This window comes from Kitasatospora sp. NPDC058184 (assembly GCF_042883725.1).
Classification (GTDB): domain Bacteria; phylum Actinomycetota; class Actinomycetes; order Streptomycetales; family Streptomycetaceae; genus Kitasatospora.
Map to the genome: position 1 here is coordinate 102,501 of NZ_JBHVVE010000014.1, position 17,368 is coordinate 119,868.

General features: G+C 73.4%; 18 protein-coding genes. 11 read left to right on the forward strand and 7 right to left on the reverse strand.

What is annotated here, in order from left to right:
* Positions 1–447 precede the first annotated feature (447 nt).
* Positions 448–1,107, reverse strand: a complete 660-nt coding sequence (locus ACFVXH_RS25320; protein ID WP_074005042.1) for a hypothetical protein — start codon at positions 1,105–1,107, stop codon at positions 448–450.
* Positions 1,108–1,363: 256 nt separating this feature from the next.
* Here ACFVXH_RS25320 and ACFVXH_RS25325 point away from each other — a divergent pair, with 256 nt between their 5' ends.
* A complete protein-coding gene (locus ACFVXH_RS25325) occupies positions 1,364–2,368 on the forward strand; it encodes a hypothetical protein (RefSeq protein WP_074005043.1) in 1,005 nt (334 codons plus the stop codon).
* Between the two features lie 88 nt (positions 2,369–2,456).
* Here the strand turns inward: ACFVXH_RS25325 and ACFVXH_RS25330 are convergent, their stop codons facing one another.
* A complete protein-coding gene (locus ACFVXH_RS25330; protein ID WP_074005044.1) occupies positions 2,457–3,047 on the reverse strand; it encodes an isochorismatase family protein in 591 nt (196 codons plus the stop codon).
* A 248-nt stretch (positions 3,048–3,295) separates the two neighbouring features.
* Positions 3,296–4,630: a nicotinate phosphoribosyltransferase gene (locus ACFVXH_RS25335; protein WP_049654311.1), complete on the reverse strand. Its 1,335-nt coding sequence runs from the start codon at positions 4,628–4,630 to the stop codon at positions 3,296–3,298.
* A 139-nt stretch (positions 4,631–4,769) separates the two neighbouring features.
* On the opposite strand from ACFVXH_RS25335, the gene clpS reads away from it, so the two are divergent.
* From clpS to ACFVXH_RS25370, 7 genes are all read left to right on the forward strand, one after another.
* A complete protein-coding gene (gene clpS / locus ACFVXH_RS25340; RefSeq protein ID WP_049654313.1) occupies positions 4,770–5,063 on the forward strand; it encodes an ATP-dependent Clp protease adapter ClpS in 294 nt (97 codons plus the stop codon).
* Positions 5,064–5,155: 92 nt separating this feature from the next.
* The gene (locus tag ACFVXH_RS25345) at positions 5,156–5,728 is read left to right on the forward strand and encodes a DUF2017 domain-containing protein (protein ID WP_375874761.1); all 573 of its coding nucleotides are present in this window, start codon (positions 5,156–5,158) and stop codon (positions 5,726–5,728) included.
* A gap of 255 nt (positions 5,729–5,983) precedes the next feature.
* Complete coding sequence (locus ACFVXH_RS25350; RefSeq protein ID WP_387827361.1) at positions 5,984–7,498, forward strand: amino acid permease; 1,515 nt, start codon at positions 5,984–5,986, stop codon at positions 7,496–7,498.
* A 53-nt stretch (positions 7,499–7,551) separates the two neighbouring features.
* Positions 7,552–7,983: a Mov34/MPN/PAD-1 family protein gene (locus ACFVXH_RS25355; RefSeq protein WP_074005046.1), complete on the forward strand. Its 432-nt coding sequence runs from the start codon at positions 7,552–7,554 to the stop codon at positions 7,981–7,983.
* Between the two features lie 138 nt (positions 7,984–8,121).
* Positions 8,122–8,241, forward strand: a complete 120-nt coding sequence (locus ACFVXH_RS25360) for a putative leader peptide (RefSeq protein ID WP_310593142.1) — start codon at positions 8,122–8,124, stop codon at positions 8,239–8,241.
* A 118-nt stretch (positions 8,242–8,359) separates the two neighbouring features.
* Positions 8,360–8,638, forward strand: coding sequence for a MoaD/ThiS family protein (locus tag ACFVXH_RS25365; protein ID WP_030242903.1), 279 nt, complete (start codon positions 8,360–8,362; stop codon positions 8,636–8,638).
* A 76-nt stretch (positions 8,639–8,714) separates the two neighbouring features.
* Positions 8,715–9,683, forward strand: coding sequence for a PLP-dependent cysteine synthase family protein (locus ACFVXH_RS25370; protein ID WP_049654320.1), 969 nt, complete (start codon positions 8,715–8,717; stop codon positions 9,681–9,683).
* A gap of 3 nt (positions 9,684–9,686) precedes the next feature.
* Here ACFVXH_RS25370 and ACFVXH_RS25375 read toward each other — a convergent pair whose 3' ends face one another.
* Positions 9,687–10,142, reverse strand: a complete 456-nt coding sequence (locus tag ACFVXH_RS25375) for a type II toxin-antitoxin system PemK/MazF family toxin (protein WP_387827592.1) — start codon at positions 10,140–10,142, stop codon at positions 9,687–9,689.
* 198 nt (positions 10,143–10,340) lie between these two features.
* Between ACFVXH_RS25375 and ACFVXH_RS25380 the strand changes: the two genes are divergently transcribed.
* The 3 genes from ACFVXH_RS25380 to ACFVXH_RS25390 all read left to right on the forward strand — a co-directional run bounded on the left by ACFVXH_RS25380 (position 10,341) and on the right by ACFVXH_RS25390 (position 13,088).
* Positions 10,341–10,532, forward strand: coding sequence for a MarR family transcriptional regulator (locus ACFVXH_RS25380; RefSeq protein ID WP_079272642.1), 192 nt, complete (start codon positions 10,341–10,343; stop codon positions 10,530–10,532).
* A 246-nt stretch (positions 10,533–10,778) separates the two neighbouring features.
* Entirely contained in the window at positions 10,779–11,525 is a 747-nt protein-coding gene (locus ACFVXH_RS25385) for an MBL fold metallo-hydrolase (RefSeq protein ID WP_074005047.1), read from the forward strand.
* 240 nt (positions 11,526–11,765) lie between these two features.
* Complete coding sequence (locus ACFVXH_RS25390; RefSeq protein WP_387827366.1) at positions 11,766–13,088, forward strand: LAETG motif-containing sortase-dependent surface protein; 1,323 nt, start codon at positions 11,766–11,768, stop codon at positions 13,086–13,088.
* A 35-nt stretch (positions 13,089–13,123) separates the two neighbouring features.
* On the opposite strand, the gene ACFVXH_RS25395 is transcribed toward ACFVXH_RS25390, so the two are convergent.
* The 3 genes from ACFVXH_RS25395 to ACFVXH_RS25405 all read right to left on the reverse strand — a co-directional run bounded on the left by ACFVXH_RS25395 (position 13,124) and on the right by ACFVXH_RS25405 (position 17,233).
* Entirely contained in the window at positions 13,124–14,410 is a 1,287-nt protein-coding gene (locus ACFVXH_RS25395; protein WP_387827369.1) for an LLM class flavin-dependent oxidoreductase, read from the reverse strand.
* Complete coding sequence (locus ACFVXH_RS25400; RefSeq protein WP_387827372.1) at positions 14,407–15,480, reverse strand: LLM class flavin-dependent oxidoreductase; 1,074 nt, start codon at positions 15,478–15,480, stop codon at positions 14,407–14,409. Before ACFVXH_RS25400 ends, ACFVXH_RS25395 begins: the two co-directional genes overlap by 4 nt.
* 475 nt (positions 15,481–15,955) lie before the next feature.
* Entirely contained in the window at positions 15,956–17,233 is a 1,278-nt protein-coding gene (locus tag ACFVXH_RS25405) for a PTS transporter subunit EIIC (protein WP_049655708.1), read from the reverse strand.
* Positions 17,234–17,368 lie beyond the last annotated feature (135 nt).

Consider the following 17,368-nt stretch of genomic DNA (forward strand, 5'->3'; position numbering starts at 1 on the left):
GTGGCGCGGGAGTCGTAGGTGCGAGCGTGTCGCGGCTGGTCAGAGGGTGTGGGGCGACGGCGGCCGCAGGGCGGTTGATGTGCCACCGTAGGCCCTGTGGAGGCTGGCGTCCACGCCCAGGGCGCGAACCTGGGTGCGCACAACCACCCGCACAACCGCACTCACGATCGTGGGGAAGATCGCCACGGAAGAGGGCATGGTCGTCACCGCGATGACGTCCGCGCGGGCGGGCCGGACGGCGTGCGCGGAACGGGTGCGCCGTGGACGCGGTGGACCCGGCGCCCGCCGCGCGCCGGGGCGGAGGGCGCGCTGGTGGGGCGGCCGTTGGACGGGGTGGTCCCGCGACCGCCGGTGTGCCGCCGGGCGCGTCCGCCACACCCCGGCGGCCCGGGTCGGGCCGGGCGGAACGCCGGGGGCGGGAGGGCGGGCGGAGCGGCCGGCTGTCCGTCAGGAGGTCGTCCGGGCCTCCGTGGGGGAGATCCGGTCGACGGCGGTGTCCCGTTCGACCTGGGTGGGGAAGGCTTCGACGGCCCGTCGCCGGGCCGCCTGCGCCGCCGCGGCTGCCGCGGCCGCAGCCGCCGCAGCTGCCCCGGCGGCGGCCTCCTCGCGCTCGCACCGGTGCGCCGGGCCCGTGTGCGCCGCGCCCGTGGCGTGGGCGCCGGCGGCATGCGGACCCGCGGCGTGGGCGCTCGCCGCGTGCACACCCGTGGCGTGCGCGGCGGGGGCGTGCACGCCCCCCGCGAGCGCCCCGGGGGCGTGTCCGGTGGCCCGTCGTCGGCGGCCGAGCGCGGCTCGGGCGGCATGCTCCTCGGCGGCCTGTCTAGCGGCCAGGTAGGCCTGTACGGCCGCCATGCCGTAGACGGGCTGGATGAGCTGGTGGCCCTTGAAGAAGGGCCTGGCCGGGGCGAACCCGGCGGCGACCACGAGGTCGCGGATCTCTGCTATCTCGGCCTCACTGCGGGCGGTGAAGCGGACCTCCCAGCCCTTCTTGTACGTATGCCCCTTCTCGCCGCTGCGGCGGGCGGGGTCCGGGCGGCGGACGTATCCGGGCAGACGGCCGAGGCGGAGCTGGGCCGCGCGGAGGCCGGCGGTCTCGTCACGTGACATGACGTAAGCCTAGGCAATCCCCGGGGCGGGATTGACGCCTTGGGGGTCCCTCGCCGTATGCCTTTGATCACTCTGGGTCAGGCGACCAGGTCGGCGATCGTTTTCGATCACATATGACAACCTGATGAGCGTCAATTACTCCAAATGAGTGAGGGTATGAGGACTTTAGTGCGGGCTGATCCCGGTTTCGCGACGGTTGGGTAACAGTGCGTCAGGGTCTCGGTCGCGGGTCCGGACGGTTGGGGATGGTGTCGGCATGAGCTACCGGATTCCGTCGCCGCCGCCGTCCCTGGAGGAGCTGGCGAAGCGTCAACAGAACGTCGTCACCGCGAGCCAGCTGCGCGCCCGGGGCGTGCCGGCCCGGATCATCACCGAGCACTGCCGCCGGGGCGGCCCCTGGCGGCGGGTGCTGCCCCGGGTCTACCTGCTGCAGTCCGCCGAGCCCACCCCGGAGCAGCGGATGTGGGCCGCGCTGCTGTACGCCGCGCAGAACGGCCGGGAAGAGGGCCGCCGGGAGGGCGCGGTGATCACCGGTACGGCCGCGCTGGCGCTGTACGGCTTCACGGTTGTGCCCCGGCTGCCCGCGGTGACCGGGGTGGACGTCCTGGTGCCCCGGCAGCGCCGGCTGAAGGACGTCGGCGAGGTGCGGATCCGGCGCACCGAACGGGAGTTGGTGGCCCGCTCGGTGCACGGCCTGGCCTGTGCGCCGGTGGCCCGGGCGGTCGCCGACGCGCTGGTCGAGTGGACGGCGGAGCCGGGTGGCGCGGCGCCGGTGCGCGAGGTGCTGCGGGAGGCCGTCGCCCTGCCCGGGAACCGCTGCACGGTACGGGAGTTGGTGTCCGAGCTGACCGACTCGGGGCTGACCTGCGAACCGCGGGTTCGGGCCGCCCTGGACGAACTGCTGGCCGCCGAGCGGGACTTGGCGCTGGAGCGGATCGGCCGCCTGGTGGACGAGCGGCTGCTGCCCGCCCCGCTGAACGCCCCCGAGCTGCGGATGCGCGGCGGCACGTACATCGCAGTCCCGGACCTCTACTGGCCGGAGCGGGGCGTCGCGGTGGAGGTGGACTCGGAGCTGCGCAGCGTGAGCGAGGGCGAGGCCGCCTGGGTGCGCGGCGGGCAGCACCGGATGGAGTACCTGGGCATCCGGGTGGTGTACGTCTGCGGGGCCGCGCTGGCCGCCGACCCGGACGCGGTCGGCGGCGAACTGCGCGAGGCGTACCGGGTCGGCGGGACGGACGTGGTGGAGCTGCTGGTGGTCTGAGCGGGCGACGCCGGCCGACCGGAACACGCCGGCCGCACCCACAACACGCACCCACAACACGCCCGCACGGCACGCCCCCCGAATGCCGTTACGAACGGACCACCGGCGCGCCGACCAGCTCGACCCCGGCCGCCCGCAGCTCCGCCAGCGCGGCGGCGGTGGTCTCCGGGTTCACCCCGGCGGTGAGGTCCAGCAGCACGCGGGTGGTGAAGCCCGCCCGGGCGGCGTCCAGCGCGGTCGCCCGGACGCAGTGGTCGGTGGCGATGCCGACCACGTCGACCTGGTCGACCTGCCGCTCGCGCAGCCACTCCACCGGACCGCGGTTGTTCTCGTCCAGCCCCTCGAAGCCGCTGTACGCCGCCGAGTGGGCGCCCTTGTCGAAGACCGCCTCGACCGCGCCGGAGATGACGGCGGGCGCGAAGTTGGGGTGGAAGCCCACGCCCTCGGTGCCGGCCACGCAGTGCGGCGGCCAGCTGTCGACGTAGTCCGGCTCGGCGGAGAAGTGGTCGCCCGGGTCGATGTGGTGGTCGCGGGTGGCGAGGATGTGCCGGTAGCCGGGGGAGGACTCGGTGATCAGGTCGGTGATGGCGGCGGCCACCTCGGCGCCGCCGGCGACGGCCAGGCTGCCGCCCTCGCAGAAGTCGTTCTGCACGTCGACGACGATCAGTGCCCGGTGCATGACTCGCATCCTCGGATCTCGGGGGCCCGCGGGAGGCGGCGCCCCGGTGGGGGAGCCCTCGGGAGTACGCGGCCCGGCCGTGCCGGGCGCGGGGGGTACTCGGGGAGCTCCGGGGGAACTCGGGGAACTCTACGGCTGACTCTAGGGAGTGGCGCCCGGGGGCGGAAGCCCCGGGGCCGGTCCGGGACATCCCGTCCGCGGGGGCGGGAGCCCCGGGGCCGGTCCGGTGGTCCGGCCCCGGGTTCCGGTCAGCGGCCGGGGCCGGCCGGCAGGACCAGTTCGGTCGGCAGCACCGGGTCGCCCTTGGACAGCTGGGTGGCCGACAGCGGCAGCGCGGCGCGGGCGCGCACGTGCCGGTCGCGGGCGGCGCTGAGCGGTTCCCGGCCGACGGTCTCGCCGCCCAGGACCAGCGGCACCTGCGTCAGGTGCGGGCGCAGGTAGTCCGGGACGGGGCCGGTGCCGACCACCTCGGCCTCGGCGACGCCGTCGGCGTCGGGCCGGCGGGCCGCCCACTTGCGGCCGCCGATGCTGGTCTTGCCGCCGGCCGCGCGCTTGGCGACCGGGATCAGCGGCCCGCCGTCGGTCTCGGCCCGGGCGACCAGCTTGTAGACCATCGCGCAGGTCGGGTGCCCGCTGCCGGTGACCAGGCTGGTGCCGACGCCGTAGCCGTCGACCGGGGCGGCGGCCAGGGCGGCGATCGCGTACTCGTCGAGGTCCGAGGTGACGATGATCCTGGTCCGGTCGGCGCCGAGGTCGTCCAGCTGGCGGCGGACCCGGTGGGCCAGCAGGGTGAGGTCGCCGGAGTCGATCCGGACGGCGCCCAGGTCGGGGCCGGCCACCTCGACCGCGGTGCGCACGGCCTCGCGCAGGTCGAAGGTGTCGACCAGCAGGGTGGTGCCCTTGCCCATGGAGGCGATCTGCGCCTTGAAGGCGTCCCGCTCGCTGTCGTGCACCAGGGTGAAGGCGTGGGCGGCGGTGCCGGTGGTCGGGATGCCGTGGGTGAAGCCGGCCTCCAGGTCGGAGGTGGCGGCGAAGCCGGCCACGTAGGCGGCCCGGGCGGCGGAGACGGCGGCGTGCTCGTGGGCCCGGCGGGCGCCCATCTCGATCACCGGGCGGCCGCCGGCGGCGGCGGTCATCCGGGAGGCGGCGGCGGCGATGGCCGAGTCGTGGTTGAGGATCGAGAGGATCACCGTCTCCAGGATCACGGCCTCGGCGAAGGTGCCCTCGACGGTGAGCAGGGGGGAGCCGGGGAAGTAGACCTCGCCCTCGGGGTAGCCGTGGATGTCGCCGCGGAAGCGGTAGTCGGCGAGGAAGCGCAGGGTTTCCTCGTCGACGACGCCCTGGTCGGCCAGCCAGTCCAGCTGGGGCGAGGTGAAGCGGAAGTTCTCGACGGCGTCCAGCACCCGGCCGGTGCCGGCCATGACGCCGTAGCGGCGGCCGCTCGGCAGGCGGCGGGTGAACACCTCGAAGACGGAGCTGCGGTGCGCGGCCCCGCTGCGCAGGGCGGCCTGCAGCATGGTGAGCTCGTAGCGGTCGGTGAGCAGGGCGGTCGAAGCGGCCGCTCGCACGGAAGTGGCGTCCATACGGATGATGCTACTACCACTTAGCGTCAGAGTGACGATTTCTCGTCGAGCGTGCCGGGGCGGAATCGCCCGGGTGTCCCCCGGATGGCAGCATGGGGCATGAGTGGTTACGGACGACTGTGCAGCGAGGAGGACCGGGGTGAGCGTCGCGCCCGTGGAGATCGAGCGCCCGGAGGTCGAGGGGGTGCCGGTGACCGAGCCGGACACGCCCTGGGTGACCATCGTGCACAACGACCCGGTCAATCTGATGAGCTACGTCCAGTACGTCTTCCAGGCCTACTTCGGCTACCCGAAGGACAAGGCCCGGAAGCTGATGATGGACGTCCACACCAAGGGCCGGGCGGTGGTCTCCAGCGGTTCCCGCGAGGAGATGGAGCGCGACGTCCAGGCGATGCACGGCTACGGCCTCTGGGCGACGCTGCAGCACGACTGATGCCGGGCCGACTGACGCCGAGCCGACTGACACCGGGCCGACCGGCGCCGGCCGTACGACCGAAGACGACGAAGACGGGCTGACCGATACAGATGGCTGGGTTGTTCGAGAGCGCCGGCAGTGGTGGCGCGGCGATCGCGCTGGACGAGTGGGAGGCCTCCATCCTGCGCTCGCTGGAAGTGCAGGTGCTGGAGCTGATCGGCCCCGGTCCGGGCGGGGAGGGCGACGACCCGCTGGCCGCGCTGTTCGCCGAGGGCCCGACCGAGGCGCCCGCCGACCCGGTGCTGGCCCGGTTCTTCCCGGACGCCTACAGCGACCCGGAGGAGCCGGCGGACGAGGAGGCCGAGGTCGCGTCCGGGGAGTTCCGCCGTTTCACCGAGCTGGACCTGCGGGCCCGCAAGCGGGACGACGCGCTGTTCGTCGTCCGGGCGCTGGACGGGCTCGGCGGCGGCGGGGTGCTCAAGCTGGCCGCGCCGGACTGCCTGCGCTGGCTGGGCGCGCTGAACGACCTGCGGCTGGCCGTCGGCGTCCGGCTGGAGGTCACCGAGGACGACGAGGACGGCCTCTATGAGCTGCCCGACGAGGACGAGCGCAAGCCGCTGGTGATGGCGTACCTGTGGCTGGGCGCGCTGCAGGAGTCGCTGTTGGAGGCGATGGCGGACTGACCTGCGCGGACCGCTCCGCGGGGGTAGCCGTATACGCACCGTGTCGCACGGATCGCCCTGCGGGGTCGATCCTGCCCGATTCCGGGCAAGCCCCGGCCGTTTTGTCCAGAATATGGACGATCAGCCGGGGCTTTTCCCATCAAAACGGGACAGAACATACCAGGTCATGCTCAAATAACGCTCAGATGGACGCCGCTATCCGAACCCTGCGTGGTACGACTTCTCCACCCCCGAGACCGACCAGGACGGTGCACAGTGGCCGAGAAGTTGTACGACGAAAGGGTCGATACTCCACCGGATGCGGAGGGCTACGAGCGCGGGCTCGGCAGCCGCCAGATCCAGATGATCGCGATCGGCGGTGCGATCGGCACCGGTCTGTTCCTCGGCGCGGGCACCGCGATCTCCCGCTCCGGTCCCAGTCTGATCCTCTCCTACGCCGTCGCCGGCCTGGTGATCTTCGTGATCATGCGGGCGCTCGGTGAACTGCTCACCTACCGCCCGGTCTCCGGCAGCTTCGCCGAGTACGCCCGGGAGTTCCTCGGTCCCTTCGCCGGCTACGTGACCGGCTGGACGTACTGGCTGTTCTGGGTCGTCACCGGCATGGCGGAGACCACCGCCGCCGCCGTCTACGTGCGGTTCTGGGCGCCCGGCATACCGCAGTGGGCCAGCGCGCTGACCTTCCTGGTCCTGCTCTACGCGGCCAACCTGATCTCGGTGAAGCTGTTCGGCGAGATCGAGTTCTGGTTCTCCATGGTCAAGGTCACCGCCATCATCGGCATGATCCTGATCGGCGTCGGCGTGCTGACCCTGGGCTTCAGCAAGGCCGGTGACACCGCGTCACTCGGCCACCTCTGGCAGGACGGCGGCTTCTTCCCCGAGGGCATCGGCTCCACCGTGATGACCCTTCAGATCGTCATGTTCGCCTACCTGGGCGTCGAACTCGTCGGCGTCACCGCGGGCGAGAGCGAGAACCCCGAGAAGACCCTGCCGCGGGCCATCAACACCCTGCCGTGGCGGATCATGCTGTTCTACATCGGCGCCCTGGTGGTCATCCTCTCGCTCGTGCCGTGGACCGAATTCCGGCCCGGCGTCAGCCCGTTCGTCGCCGCCTTCGGCAAGATCGGCATCCCGGCGGCGGCCGGCATCATCAACTTCGTGGTGCTCACCGCCGCGCTCTCCTCCTGCAACTCCGGGATGTACTCCACCGGCCGCATGCTGCGCGACCTCGCGCTGCGCGGGCAGGCCCCGGGACGGCTCACCAGGCTCAACTCCCGCCGCACCCCGGCCTTCGCGATCACCGTCTCCTGTCTGCTGATGGGCATCGGCGTGGTGCTCAACGGCGTCGTCCCGGCGCGGGCGTTCGAGTACATCACCTCGGTCGCCACGGTCTGCGGCCTGTGGACCTGGGCGATGATCCTGATCTCCCAGATCCGCTACCGCCGGGCCTGGCGGGCCGGCCACCTGCCGCCGCCCACCTTCAAGGCGCCCGGGGGCACCTGGGTCAGCGGGGCCGCGCTCGCCTTCCTCGCGGTGGTCGTGGTGCTGATCGCGCTGGACCGGGACAACCGGATCTCGCTGTTCGTCTTCCCGGTCTGGGCCCTGCTGCTGGTCGGCGGCTACCAGGTGCTCAAGCGCCGCGACCCGCAGGCCGTCCTCGGCGCCGCGCCGGACGGGGCGCCCGCCCCCACCGGGAACGCCTCCACCGGGAACGCCTCCACCGGGAACACCCTCGACGGGAACGCCCTCGACGGGAACGTGGACGCCCGCTGACCGAGCCTCGGACACCCGGCGGACGGCCGCCGGGGCGTGGCTATCCTGACCGCATGCTGACCATCACCCGAGAACTCCGCGACCGGATCGTGGCCCACGCCCGCGCCGACCACCCGGACGAGGCCTGCGGCGTGGTCGCCGGACCGGCCGGCAGCGGCCGGCCCGAGCGGTTCGTCCCGATGCTCAACGCGGCCCGCTCGCCCACCTTCTACGAGTTCGACTCGGGCGACCTGCTCAAGCTCTACCGCGAGATGGACGACCGGGACGAGGAGCCGGTGATCGTCTACCACTCGCACACCGCCACCGAGGCCTACCCCTCCCGCACCGACGTGAGCTACGCCTCCGAGCCGTTCGCCCACTACGTCCTGGTCTCCACCGCCGAGGGCAACGGCGAGGAGGACCCCTACCAGTTCCGCTCGTTCCGCATCGTGGACGGCGAGATCACAGAGGAAGACGTGCAGGTCGTCGAGGCCTACCCGGTGTGACCGGTACCGGTGCGGACCCGGCCCGCCGACCCCTCCGAGGGGGCGGCGGGCCGTCGTCGTCTCAGCCCTGGGAACGGGAACATCCGGATCCCGAGACGGGCATGTCGAAGCGAGCCCGGGAATCTATACGATGAGCCCATGCGTTCCGTCGATGTGAGCACCCAGGCCCCGGGCACCCGCCTCGTGGCGCGCCTGCACATCGACCTGTGCCGGCACGCCGGTGCGATCTGTCCCGGCACGCCCGCGCGCTCGCGCTGAGAGCCGCTTCACCACCTCACCCGGGCCCGCCGCCCCGCGGCGACGCCGGGCCCCGGGCGCCCGCCCCGCCGCGTCCGCCGCGGCCCACCCACTCCACGACTCGCACAGGAGCGCACCCATGGCCATCGAGGTCCGCATCCCGACCATCCTCCGCACCTACACCGACGGCGCCAAGGCCGTCGAGGGCAACGGCAGCAACCTCGGGGAACTCTTCACCGACCTCGACGCCCGCCACCCGGGCATCGCCGCCCGCCTGGTCGAGGGCGGCGAGCTGCGCCGCTTCGTCAACGTCTACCTGAACGACGAGGACGTCCGCTTCCTGGAGGGCATCTCCACCGCCCTCGCCGACGGCGACAGCGTCACCATCCTGCCCGCCGTGGCCGGCGGCGCCCGCTAGCGTTGACCGGTTCCCCCGTCGCCACGGCGGGGGAACCATCCCTCTCCACCCTCACCGCCGTGGCCGGAGGCCTCCCTTGCGTTACGACAGTCCGCTCGAAGCCGTCGGCAACACCCCGCTGGTCCGCCTGCCGCGGCTGTCCGCCGCCGTCCCCGGCAACGCCGACGGCCTGGTGACCCTCTGGGCCAAGCTGGAGGACCGCAACCCCACCGGCTCGATCAAGGACCGCCCGGCCCTGCACATGATCGAGCGCGCCGAGGCCGACGGCCGGCTCACCCCCGGCTGCACCGTCCTGGAGCCCACCAGCGGCAACACCGGCATCTCGCTGGCCATGGCCGCCAAGCTCAAGGGCTACCGGATGGTCTGCGTGATGCCCGAGAACACCAGCGAGGAGCGGCGCGAGCTGCTGCGCATGTGGGGCGCCGAGATCATCCCGTCCCCGGCCGCCGGCGGCTCCAACACCGCCGTCCGGATGGCCAAGGAGATCGCCGCCGAGCACCCCGACTGGGTCATGCTCTACCAGTACGGCAACCCCGACAACGCCGGTGCCCACTACACCGGCACCGGCCCCGAGATCCTCGCCGACCTGCCGACCGTCACCCACTTCGTGGCCGGCCTCGGCACCACCGGCACCCTGATGGGCGTCGGCCGCTACCTGCGCGAGAAGGTCCCCGGCGTGAGGATCGTCGCCGCCGAGCCGCGCTACGACGACCTGGTGTACGGGCTGCGCAACCTGGACGAGGGCTTCGTCCCCGAGCTGTACGACGCCGAGGTGCTCACCACCCGGTTCTCGGTCGGCTCCGCGGACGCCGTCCGCCGCACCCGTGAACTCCTCCAGCAGGAGGGCATCTTCGCGGGCGTCTCGACCGGCGCCATCCTGCACGCGGCGATCGGCGTCGGCCGCAAGGCGGCGGCGGCCGGCGAGCGCGCGGACATCGTCTTCGTGGTCGCGGACGGCGGTTGGAAGTACCTCTCCACCGGCATCTACACCGCCGAGTCCACCGAGGCCGCGGTCGAGGCGCTGCAGGGCCAGCTCTGGGCGTAGGGCCTATCCGCCCTGCAACACCTTCCGCGCCCGGGCCCAGACCTGCCGGTCCACCGTGCCGGCCCGGCGGCGGAAGTCCGCCAGCGGCACCTCGCGCAGCTCGTCGGTCTCCAGCCAGCTGGCCCGGCCCTGCCGGTCGCCCACCACGCCGGGCGGCAGCGGCAGCACGCCCGGGCGCTCCGCGTGGTGCTTGCTGGTGATCTTCGCGACGGTGGCGGTCCGGCCGCGCACCCGCAGCACCAGGCACGGGCGGTCCTTGGCACCGGGGCCGTCCTCGAACGGCACCAGCGCCCACCAGACCTCCTGCGGCCGCGGGCCGGCCCCCGGCCCCGGCCGCGGCCGCGGACCGGCCGGCCCGGACGGACGCGGCGCCGGACGGGTGCGCCGCACCAGCGCCGCCGCGGAGGCGGCCAGCAGCGCGACGCCCAGCAGCGACAGGACGAGCCAGGTAGCGGTCATGCCGTTCATGCGGCGAACCGTACCGGGCCGGGGGTGAACGCCACCACCGCGACGGCCGGACACCCGTCCGGGCATTTGTCCGCGCATTGCTCCCGGTTCGTCACGGAACTGCCACAATGCCCGTTCTGCGCCCGGAGCCCCGGCCGTCCCGGCAAGGCTGCGTCACGAACGTCCGCCCCCGTCCCCCGGAGGTGCCCCGTGGCCCGTGGCCCCGAGCTGTGGTCCTACGCCGAGATCGCCCGCCACATCAACGTCCGGCGCGAGACTGTCCGCAGCTACCGGAGGCACCGGCTGCTGCCCGATCCGGACGTGATCGACGGCAGCGGCCACCCGCGGTGGTACCCGTTCACCATCCGCAGCTGGGCCCGCAACCGGCCCCGCCGCCGCTGATCCCCCGGCCCGTCAACCGCCCGCGCCCCCGCCCCGGGCGTTCTGGTGATTCCGCCCACAGCCCGGCACGGGGACGGGGGCAAAGTGCCGCTCCGCCCTTACCCTCGACACACCAACGCAGTGCTACCGGCCGGTCCACCGGGCCCGGCCTGCCGTTTTCCATGCTGTTTTCCACGCTGTGCCCGTGGAGGACGGCGATGCCGTTTTCCAGCAGCAGCCAGGATGTGTCGGGGCGGAGGGGCTCGGATGAAACTGACCGTGGTGGGGTGCTCGGGGAGCTTCCCGGCCGCCGACTCGCCCTGCTCCAGCTACCTGGTCGAGGCCGAGGGCTACCGCGTCGTGCTCGACCTCGGCAACGGAGCCCTCGGCGCCCTCCAGAAGTACACCGGCCTCTACGACGTCGACGCCGTCCTGCTCAGCCACCTGCACGCCGACCACTGCGTCGACCTGTGCGCCTACTGGGTGGCCCGCAACTACCGCGCCGAGGGCTGCCCCGAACTGCTGCCCGTGTACGGTCCGGCCGGCACCGCCGAGCGGCTCGCCCGCGCCTACGACATGCCGGAGAACCCCGGCATGAAGGAGGTGTTCGAGTTCCGCACCCTCACCCCCGGCGGCTTCCGGCTCGGCCCGTTCCGGATCGACGTCGCCCAGGTCAACCACCCCGTCGACGCCTTCGCCTTCCGGCTGGAGCACGACGGCCGCTCGCTGGTCTACAGCGGGGACACCGGCGAGAGCGCCGAACTCGTCGAACTCGCCCGCGACACCGACCTCTTCCTCTGCGAGGCCGCGTACATCGACGGGCGCGACACCTACCAGGCCGTCCACCTCAACGGCCGCGAGGCCGGCGAGCACGCCGCCGCGGCCCGCGCCCGCCGGCTCGTCCTGACCCACATCCCCCCGTGGACCGACGCCGAGCACAACCGGCGGGACGCCGCGGCGGCCTACCCCGGGCCGGTCGAGGTCGCCCGGGCCGGCGCGGTGTACGAGGTCTGAGAGCGGACCGGCGAGGTCTGAGAGCGGGCCGGCGGGGTCGGGCGGGATTCCCGGAAAAATGCTTCGGGACGACCCGCAACCTCCGCGCCCCCCGCACGTCCTTGTGAGTGAGCGGCGGGAAACGCCGCCGGAACGGCCGGCCCGTCGGGCACGGACGCGATCACACTACTCATCAGGCCCGCTTCGTGCTGCCCGGATCCGGTCGTACCGGTCCGGGACGGATATCCAGGGGGAAATCCCATGCGCAAGACCAACCGTGCCCTGAACCGGGCCCGCCGGCTCACCCCGGCGCTGGCGCTGACCGCCGCGCTGCTCGCCGGCGGCGCCGTGACCGCGGCCCCGGCCTTCGCCGCCGCCGGGCCGCTCAGCCTCACCGTGCACACCCCGGCGGTGGTCGGCTTCGCGGGCGGGCCGGTCGAGTTCACCGAACACCTCGGCAACCCGGGTGACCAGGGCACCTCCGTCGTGCTGGACTTCGAGATCGAGAGCGACCTCGGGACGCCGCCGAACGCCCTGAGCCTCGACTACTTCAGCGAGCTGACCGGCGGCTGGCTGCCGGTGGAGCTGACGGAGCGCCCCGGGACGGACAAGGTGGTCAACGCGGGCGGCACCGGCAAGGTCGTGGTCCCGGCGGGCGGCACCGACGTCCGGCTGCGGCTCGGCGTGCCGATGGGCAGGCCCCACGACGGGGCCACCAACGGCGGCACCGGTCCGAGCCTCACCTTTCGCACCGGCGTCAAGGGCTGGTCGCAGGACTCCCCGGTCGAGCCGCCGCTCACCGACAGCCACGTGGTCAAGGTGGAGGGGATCAGCAACGGCGTGTCCGGGGTCCCGGCCGAGGTCGTCGCGGGCGGCGAGCCCGTCGAGTTCGACGCGGTGCTCTCGAACCCGACGCCGTCCGCCTACACCAACCTCGGCAACGTGCTGTTCACCGACCGCCTCGCCAAGGTCGAGGTCCGCGGCGCCGACGGGAAGTGGACCACCGTGCCGGGCGTCACGGCCCCGGCGGAGCCCGTGGCGGGCCACTACCTGGACGGTCGCAACTCCTCGGCGGCGCCCCAGAGTTCGACTACCCGGCGGGTCCGGGTCAGCTACCCCGCCGACAGCCCGCTGGGCAGGACGGCGCTGAACCCCTGCGTGTTCGTCAACGAGGGCGAGGAGATGCCCTTCCGGGGCACCACCATGTGCTCGCAGGGCGCCACCACCGAGGTCGTCGCCCCCGCGCCGAAGCCCTCACCGACCGGCACCCACAAGGCCGGCGAGCCCTCGACCGGGCCGGCCGGCTCCGACGGCTCGCAGCCGAAGCCGGACGGCGGCGCGGGCGTCGCCCAGCCGGCCGGCGACACCACCACGGCGCCGGCCGCCCCCGCTCCGGCCGCTTCGCAGCCCGCCGTGTTGTCCGCGGACAACGTTCCCGCCGCGGCCGCCCGGCCGGTGGACGCGAACCTGGCCTCCACCGGTGCGGACAGCGACCGGACCGGCCTGATCGCGGGCGTCGGCGCGCTGCTGGTCGGCGCCGGTGCGGGGGCCTTCGTGCTGATCCGCCGCCGCCGCACCGGCTGACCGCGCACGGCCGTTCCGTCGGCGGGCGTACGGCTCTAGCGCAGGCCGGGGACGGGCAGCCCGAGGTGGTCCCGCAGGGTGGGGCCGGTGTAGTCGGTGCGGAAGACCCCGCGCTCCTGGAGCAGCGGGACCACGCGGTCGACGAACTCGTCCAGGCCGCCCGGGGTGAGGTGCGGGACGAGGATGAAGCCGTCGGCCGCGTCGCTCTGCACGAAGCGGTCGATCTCGGCGGCGACGGTGGCGGGCGCTCCGATGAAGGACTGCCGGCCGGTCAGCTCGATCACCAGTTCGCGGCTGGTCAGCTTCTTCTCCGCGGCCACCGCCCGCCACCGTTCGGCGACGGCCACCGGGTCGGCGTGCCGGACCCGGCCCTGGACCAGGCCGCTGTCCGGGTCGGGGTCGACGGCCGGCAGCGGCCCATCCGGGTCGTGGTCGGACAGGTCGACGCCCCAGACCTGCTCCAGGAAGGCGATCGCGGTCTGCGGGCTCACCTGGGCCCGGCGGATCTCCCGGGCCCGTTCGTCCGCCTCGGCGTCGGTGTCGCCGAGGACGAAGGTGGCCCCGGGCATGATCTTCAGCTCGTCCGGCTTGCGGCCGTACGCGGCGAGCCGGCGCTTGACGTCGGCGTGGAAGGCCTGGCCGTCGGCGAGGGTGGAGTGCCGGGAGAAGACCACGTCGGCGGTGGCGGCGGCGAACTCGCGCCCCTCGTCGGAGTCCCCGGCCTGGATCACCACCGGGTGGCCCTGCGGCGGCCGCGGCAGCGAGAGCCTGCCCTCGACCTCGAACTGCGGGCCGGAGTGCCGGACGGGTTCCTCCCCAGCGTCCCAGAACTCCCGTGCCAGCTGGACGGATTCGGCGGCCCGGGTGTAGCGGTCGGCGCGGTCCAGGTACCCGCCGCGGCGGAAGTTCTCCCCGGTGAAGGCGTCCGAGGAGGTGACCACGTTCCAGGCCGCGCGGCCGCCGGAGAGGTGGTCCAACGAGGCGAAGCGGCGGGCCAGTTCGTACGGCTCGTTGAAGGTCGCGTTGACGGTGGCGGCCAGGCCGAGCCGTTCGGTGACGGCGGCCAGCGCGTTCAGCACGGTGATCGACTCGGGGCGGCCGACCACGTCGAGGTCGTGGATGAGGCCCTTGGTCTCGCGCAGCCGCAGGCCCTCGGCGAGGAAGAAGAAGTCGAACTTCCCGCGCTCGGCGGTCTGCGCGAGGTGGCGGAAGGAGGAGAACTCGATGTGGCTGCCGGCGGCCGGGTCGCTCCACACCGTGGTGTTGTTGACGCCGGGGAAGTGCGCGGCGAGGTGGATCTGCTTGAGCGGTCGGTCCGTCATCGGGTCACCTCGGCGAGGGCGGGAGCGGCGGTGAAGGCGGGGGAGGCAGGGGAGCCGTCGGCGGGGCGGGCGGCGTAGCGGCTGGCCGGGCGGGCCAGGCCGAGGTGGTCGCGCAGGGTGCGGCCGGTGTACCCGGTGCGCAGCAGTCCGGCGGCGCGCAGGGCGGGGGCGATCCGGTCGGCCAGCGCGGCGAGGTCGCGCGACGGGTCGGCGGGGGAGAGGTGGAAGCCGTCGACGCCGGTGCCGGGCGCGGTGAGCTCGGCGAGCAGCCGCTCGTCGGCGGCCCGGTCGGGCAGGGCGGACAGGTCGGCGTCGAGCCGGGCGAGAACGCGCAGGTTCTCGCCGGCCCGCAGCCGCAGTTCGGTGGCGGCGGTCAGCCGGGTGGCGCGGTCGGGGGCGTCGAGCAGGACGACGTCGGCGTGCCGGATCGCGGCGTCGACCCGGGCCCGCCCGCCCGGGGAGGCGTCCGGCGCGAGGTCGGCGGCGGCGACGGGCACCACGACCACCGGGCGGCCCTGCGGCGGGCGCGGGGTGATGGACGGGCCGCGGACGGAGAAGCGCGGGCCCTCGAAGTCGATGTAGTGCAGCTTGTCGCGGTCGATGAACCGTCCGGTGGCGGTGTCGCGGATCTCCGCGTCGTCCTCCCAGCTGTCCCAGAGCCGGGCGGCCACCTCGACGGCGTCGGCGGCCTCGGCCCACAGCTCGTCCTCGGCGGCGACGGGGCGGCGGCCGAAGGCCCGCGCCTCGGCCTCGGTCGTGGAGACGCCGACCAGCCAGCCGGCCCGGCCCTCGCTCACCCAGTCCAGGGTGTTGACCGAGATCGAGGTGTGGAAGGGCTCGGTGTGGGTGGTGGTGACAGTCGGCACCAGCCCGACCCGGCCGGTCAGCGGGGCGGTCCGGGCGAGGGCGGCGAGCGCGTCGGGGCGGCTCGGCTGGGCGGCGAAGGAGTCGTCGAGGGTGACGAAGTCCAGGGTGGCCCGCTCGGCGAGGCGGGCGAGGGCGGTGTAGTGCCCGGCGTCGAGACGGCCGGGGCTGTCGAGGGCTGCGGACAGGTGCAACTGGCGGGGCATGGTGAGCCTGGCTTCCTCGTGCGGACGCGTGCGGGCACCGGCGCGCCCGTACGGGGACACGGGTGCGCGGGGGCGCGCCGGAGCGCAGTGGCGGCCCGCGGGCGGAGCCCGTACGGGCGGGGGAGGGAGGACCGGCGCCGGGCGGGACGTCAGCCGGGCGGCGGTGGGGGAACGGTCAGCTCAGCCGCGACACGCCGCGGACCACACGCGACCGAAGTCGATGTGGCTGCGGGTGACCAGCGGGCACGAGGCGTTCACCGCTTCAGTTGACCAGGGCGTCCGGCGGTTCGTCAACCGTCGTTTCCGCCCGCCTGAGCCCGCCTGAGCCCGCCGGAGCCCGCCGGAGCCCGCCGGGAGTCCGGTCGGGGACCCGCCGGAGCCGCGTGGGCGCGGCCCGGGTACGCCGAAGGCCCCGCCCCGCCGCTGGGGGAGCAGCGGCGGGACGGGGCCTCGGGAGCGGGCGGTGACGCGGGCGTCAGGCCTTGGTGACGTCCTCGATCTCGTCGTCGTCCTCGCGACCGGGGGTCTTGAGGTCGAACTTGGTGATCGCGAAGCGGAACAGGAAGTAGTAGACCGCGGCGAAGGCCAGGCCGAGCGGGATGATCATCCACGGGTCGGTGGCCTTGTTCCAGGCCAGCGCGTAGTCGATCAGGCCGCCGGAGAAGGTGAAGCCGTCGTGCACGCCGAGCGCCCAGGTGACGGTCATCGAGACGGCGGTGAGCAGCGCGTGGATGACGTACAGGACCGGGGCGATGAAGACGAAGGCGAACTCGATCGGCTCGGTGACACCGGTCACGAAGGAGGTCAGGGCCAGCGAGACCATCATGCCGGTGACGGCCTTGCGGCGGTGCGCCTTGGCGGCGTGGGCGATGGCCAGCGCGGCGGCGGGCAGCGCGAACATCATGATCGGGTAGAAGCCCGACATGAACTGTCCGGCGGTCGGGTCGCCGGCGAAGAAGCGGGTCAGGTCGCCGTGCACGACGGTGCCGTCGGGCTTGGTGAAGTCACCGGTCTGGAACCAGGCGTAGGAGTTCACGAACTGGTGCATGCCGACCGGCAGCAGACCGCGGTTGACCAGGCCGAAGGCGCCCGCACCGAACGCGCCGGCGCCGATCAGGGTGTCGTTCAGGCTCTTGATGGCGTCGCCGATCGGGCCCCAGGCCAGACCGAAGAAGACGCCGACGGCGGTGCCGACGAAGGCCATGATGATCGGGACCAGGCGGCGGCCGTTGAAGAAGCCGAGCCAGTCGACCAGCTTGGTGCGGTGGTACTTCTGCCACAGCACCGCGGCCAGTAGGCCGATCACGATGCCGCCGAGCACACCCGGGTTCTGGTAGGTGGCCGCCTCGTCCTTGCCGGGGAGGATCTTGTACTCGGTGATCGGGAACGCGGTGAGCACGTTCTTGTACACCAGGAAGCCGACCAGGGCGGCGAGGGCGGTGGAGCCGTCCGCCTTCTTGGCGTAGCCGATCGCGATACCCACCGCGAAGAGCATCGGCAGAGCGTCGAAGACCGAGGTGCCGGCGGTGTTGAACACCGCGGCGACCTTGTCCCAGCCGAGGCCGTCCTTGCCGAACACGTCGTCCTGGCCGAGACGCATCAGCAGACCGGCTGCGGGGAGCACGGCGATGGGCAGCTGGAGGCTGCGACCGATCTTCTGCAGACCCTGGAGGAGGTTCTGGCCGAACTTCTTGGCGGGGCTGGGTGAGGCCGGAGCCGTGGCGGGCGCCGGTGCCTGCGCAGACTGACTCATGGGGGTGGGTTCCTAACGGCATGGCGGTCGGTCGGGGGGAAGGCACAGGGGCCGAACCGCGAACTGGTCTACACCACACGTGGTGTAGACCAGTTTTGTAGCACGGGTGGAGAAGTCGAGGAACCCCGGAAAGCG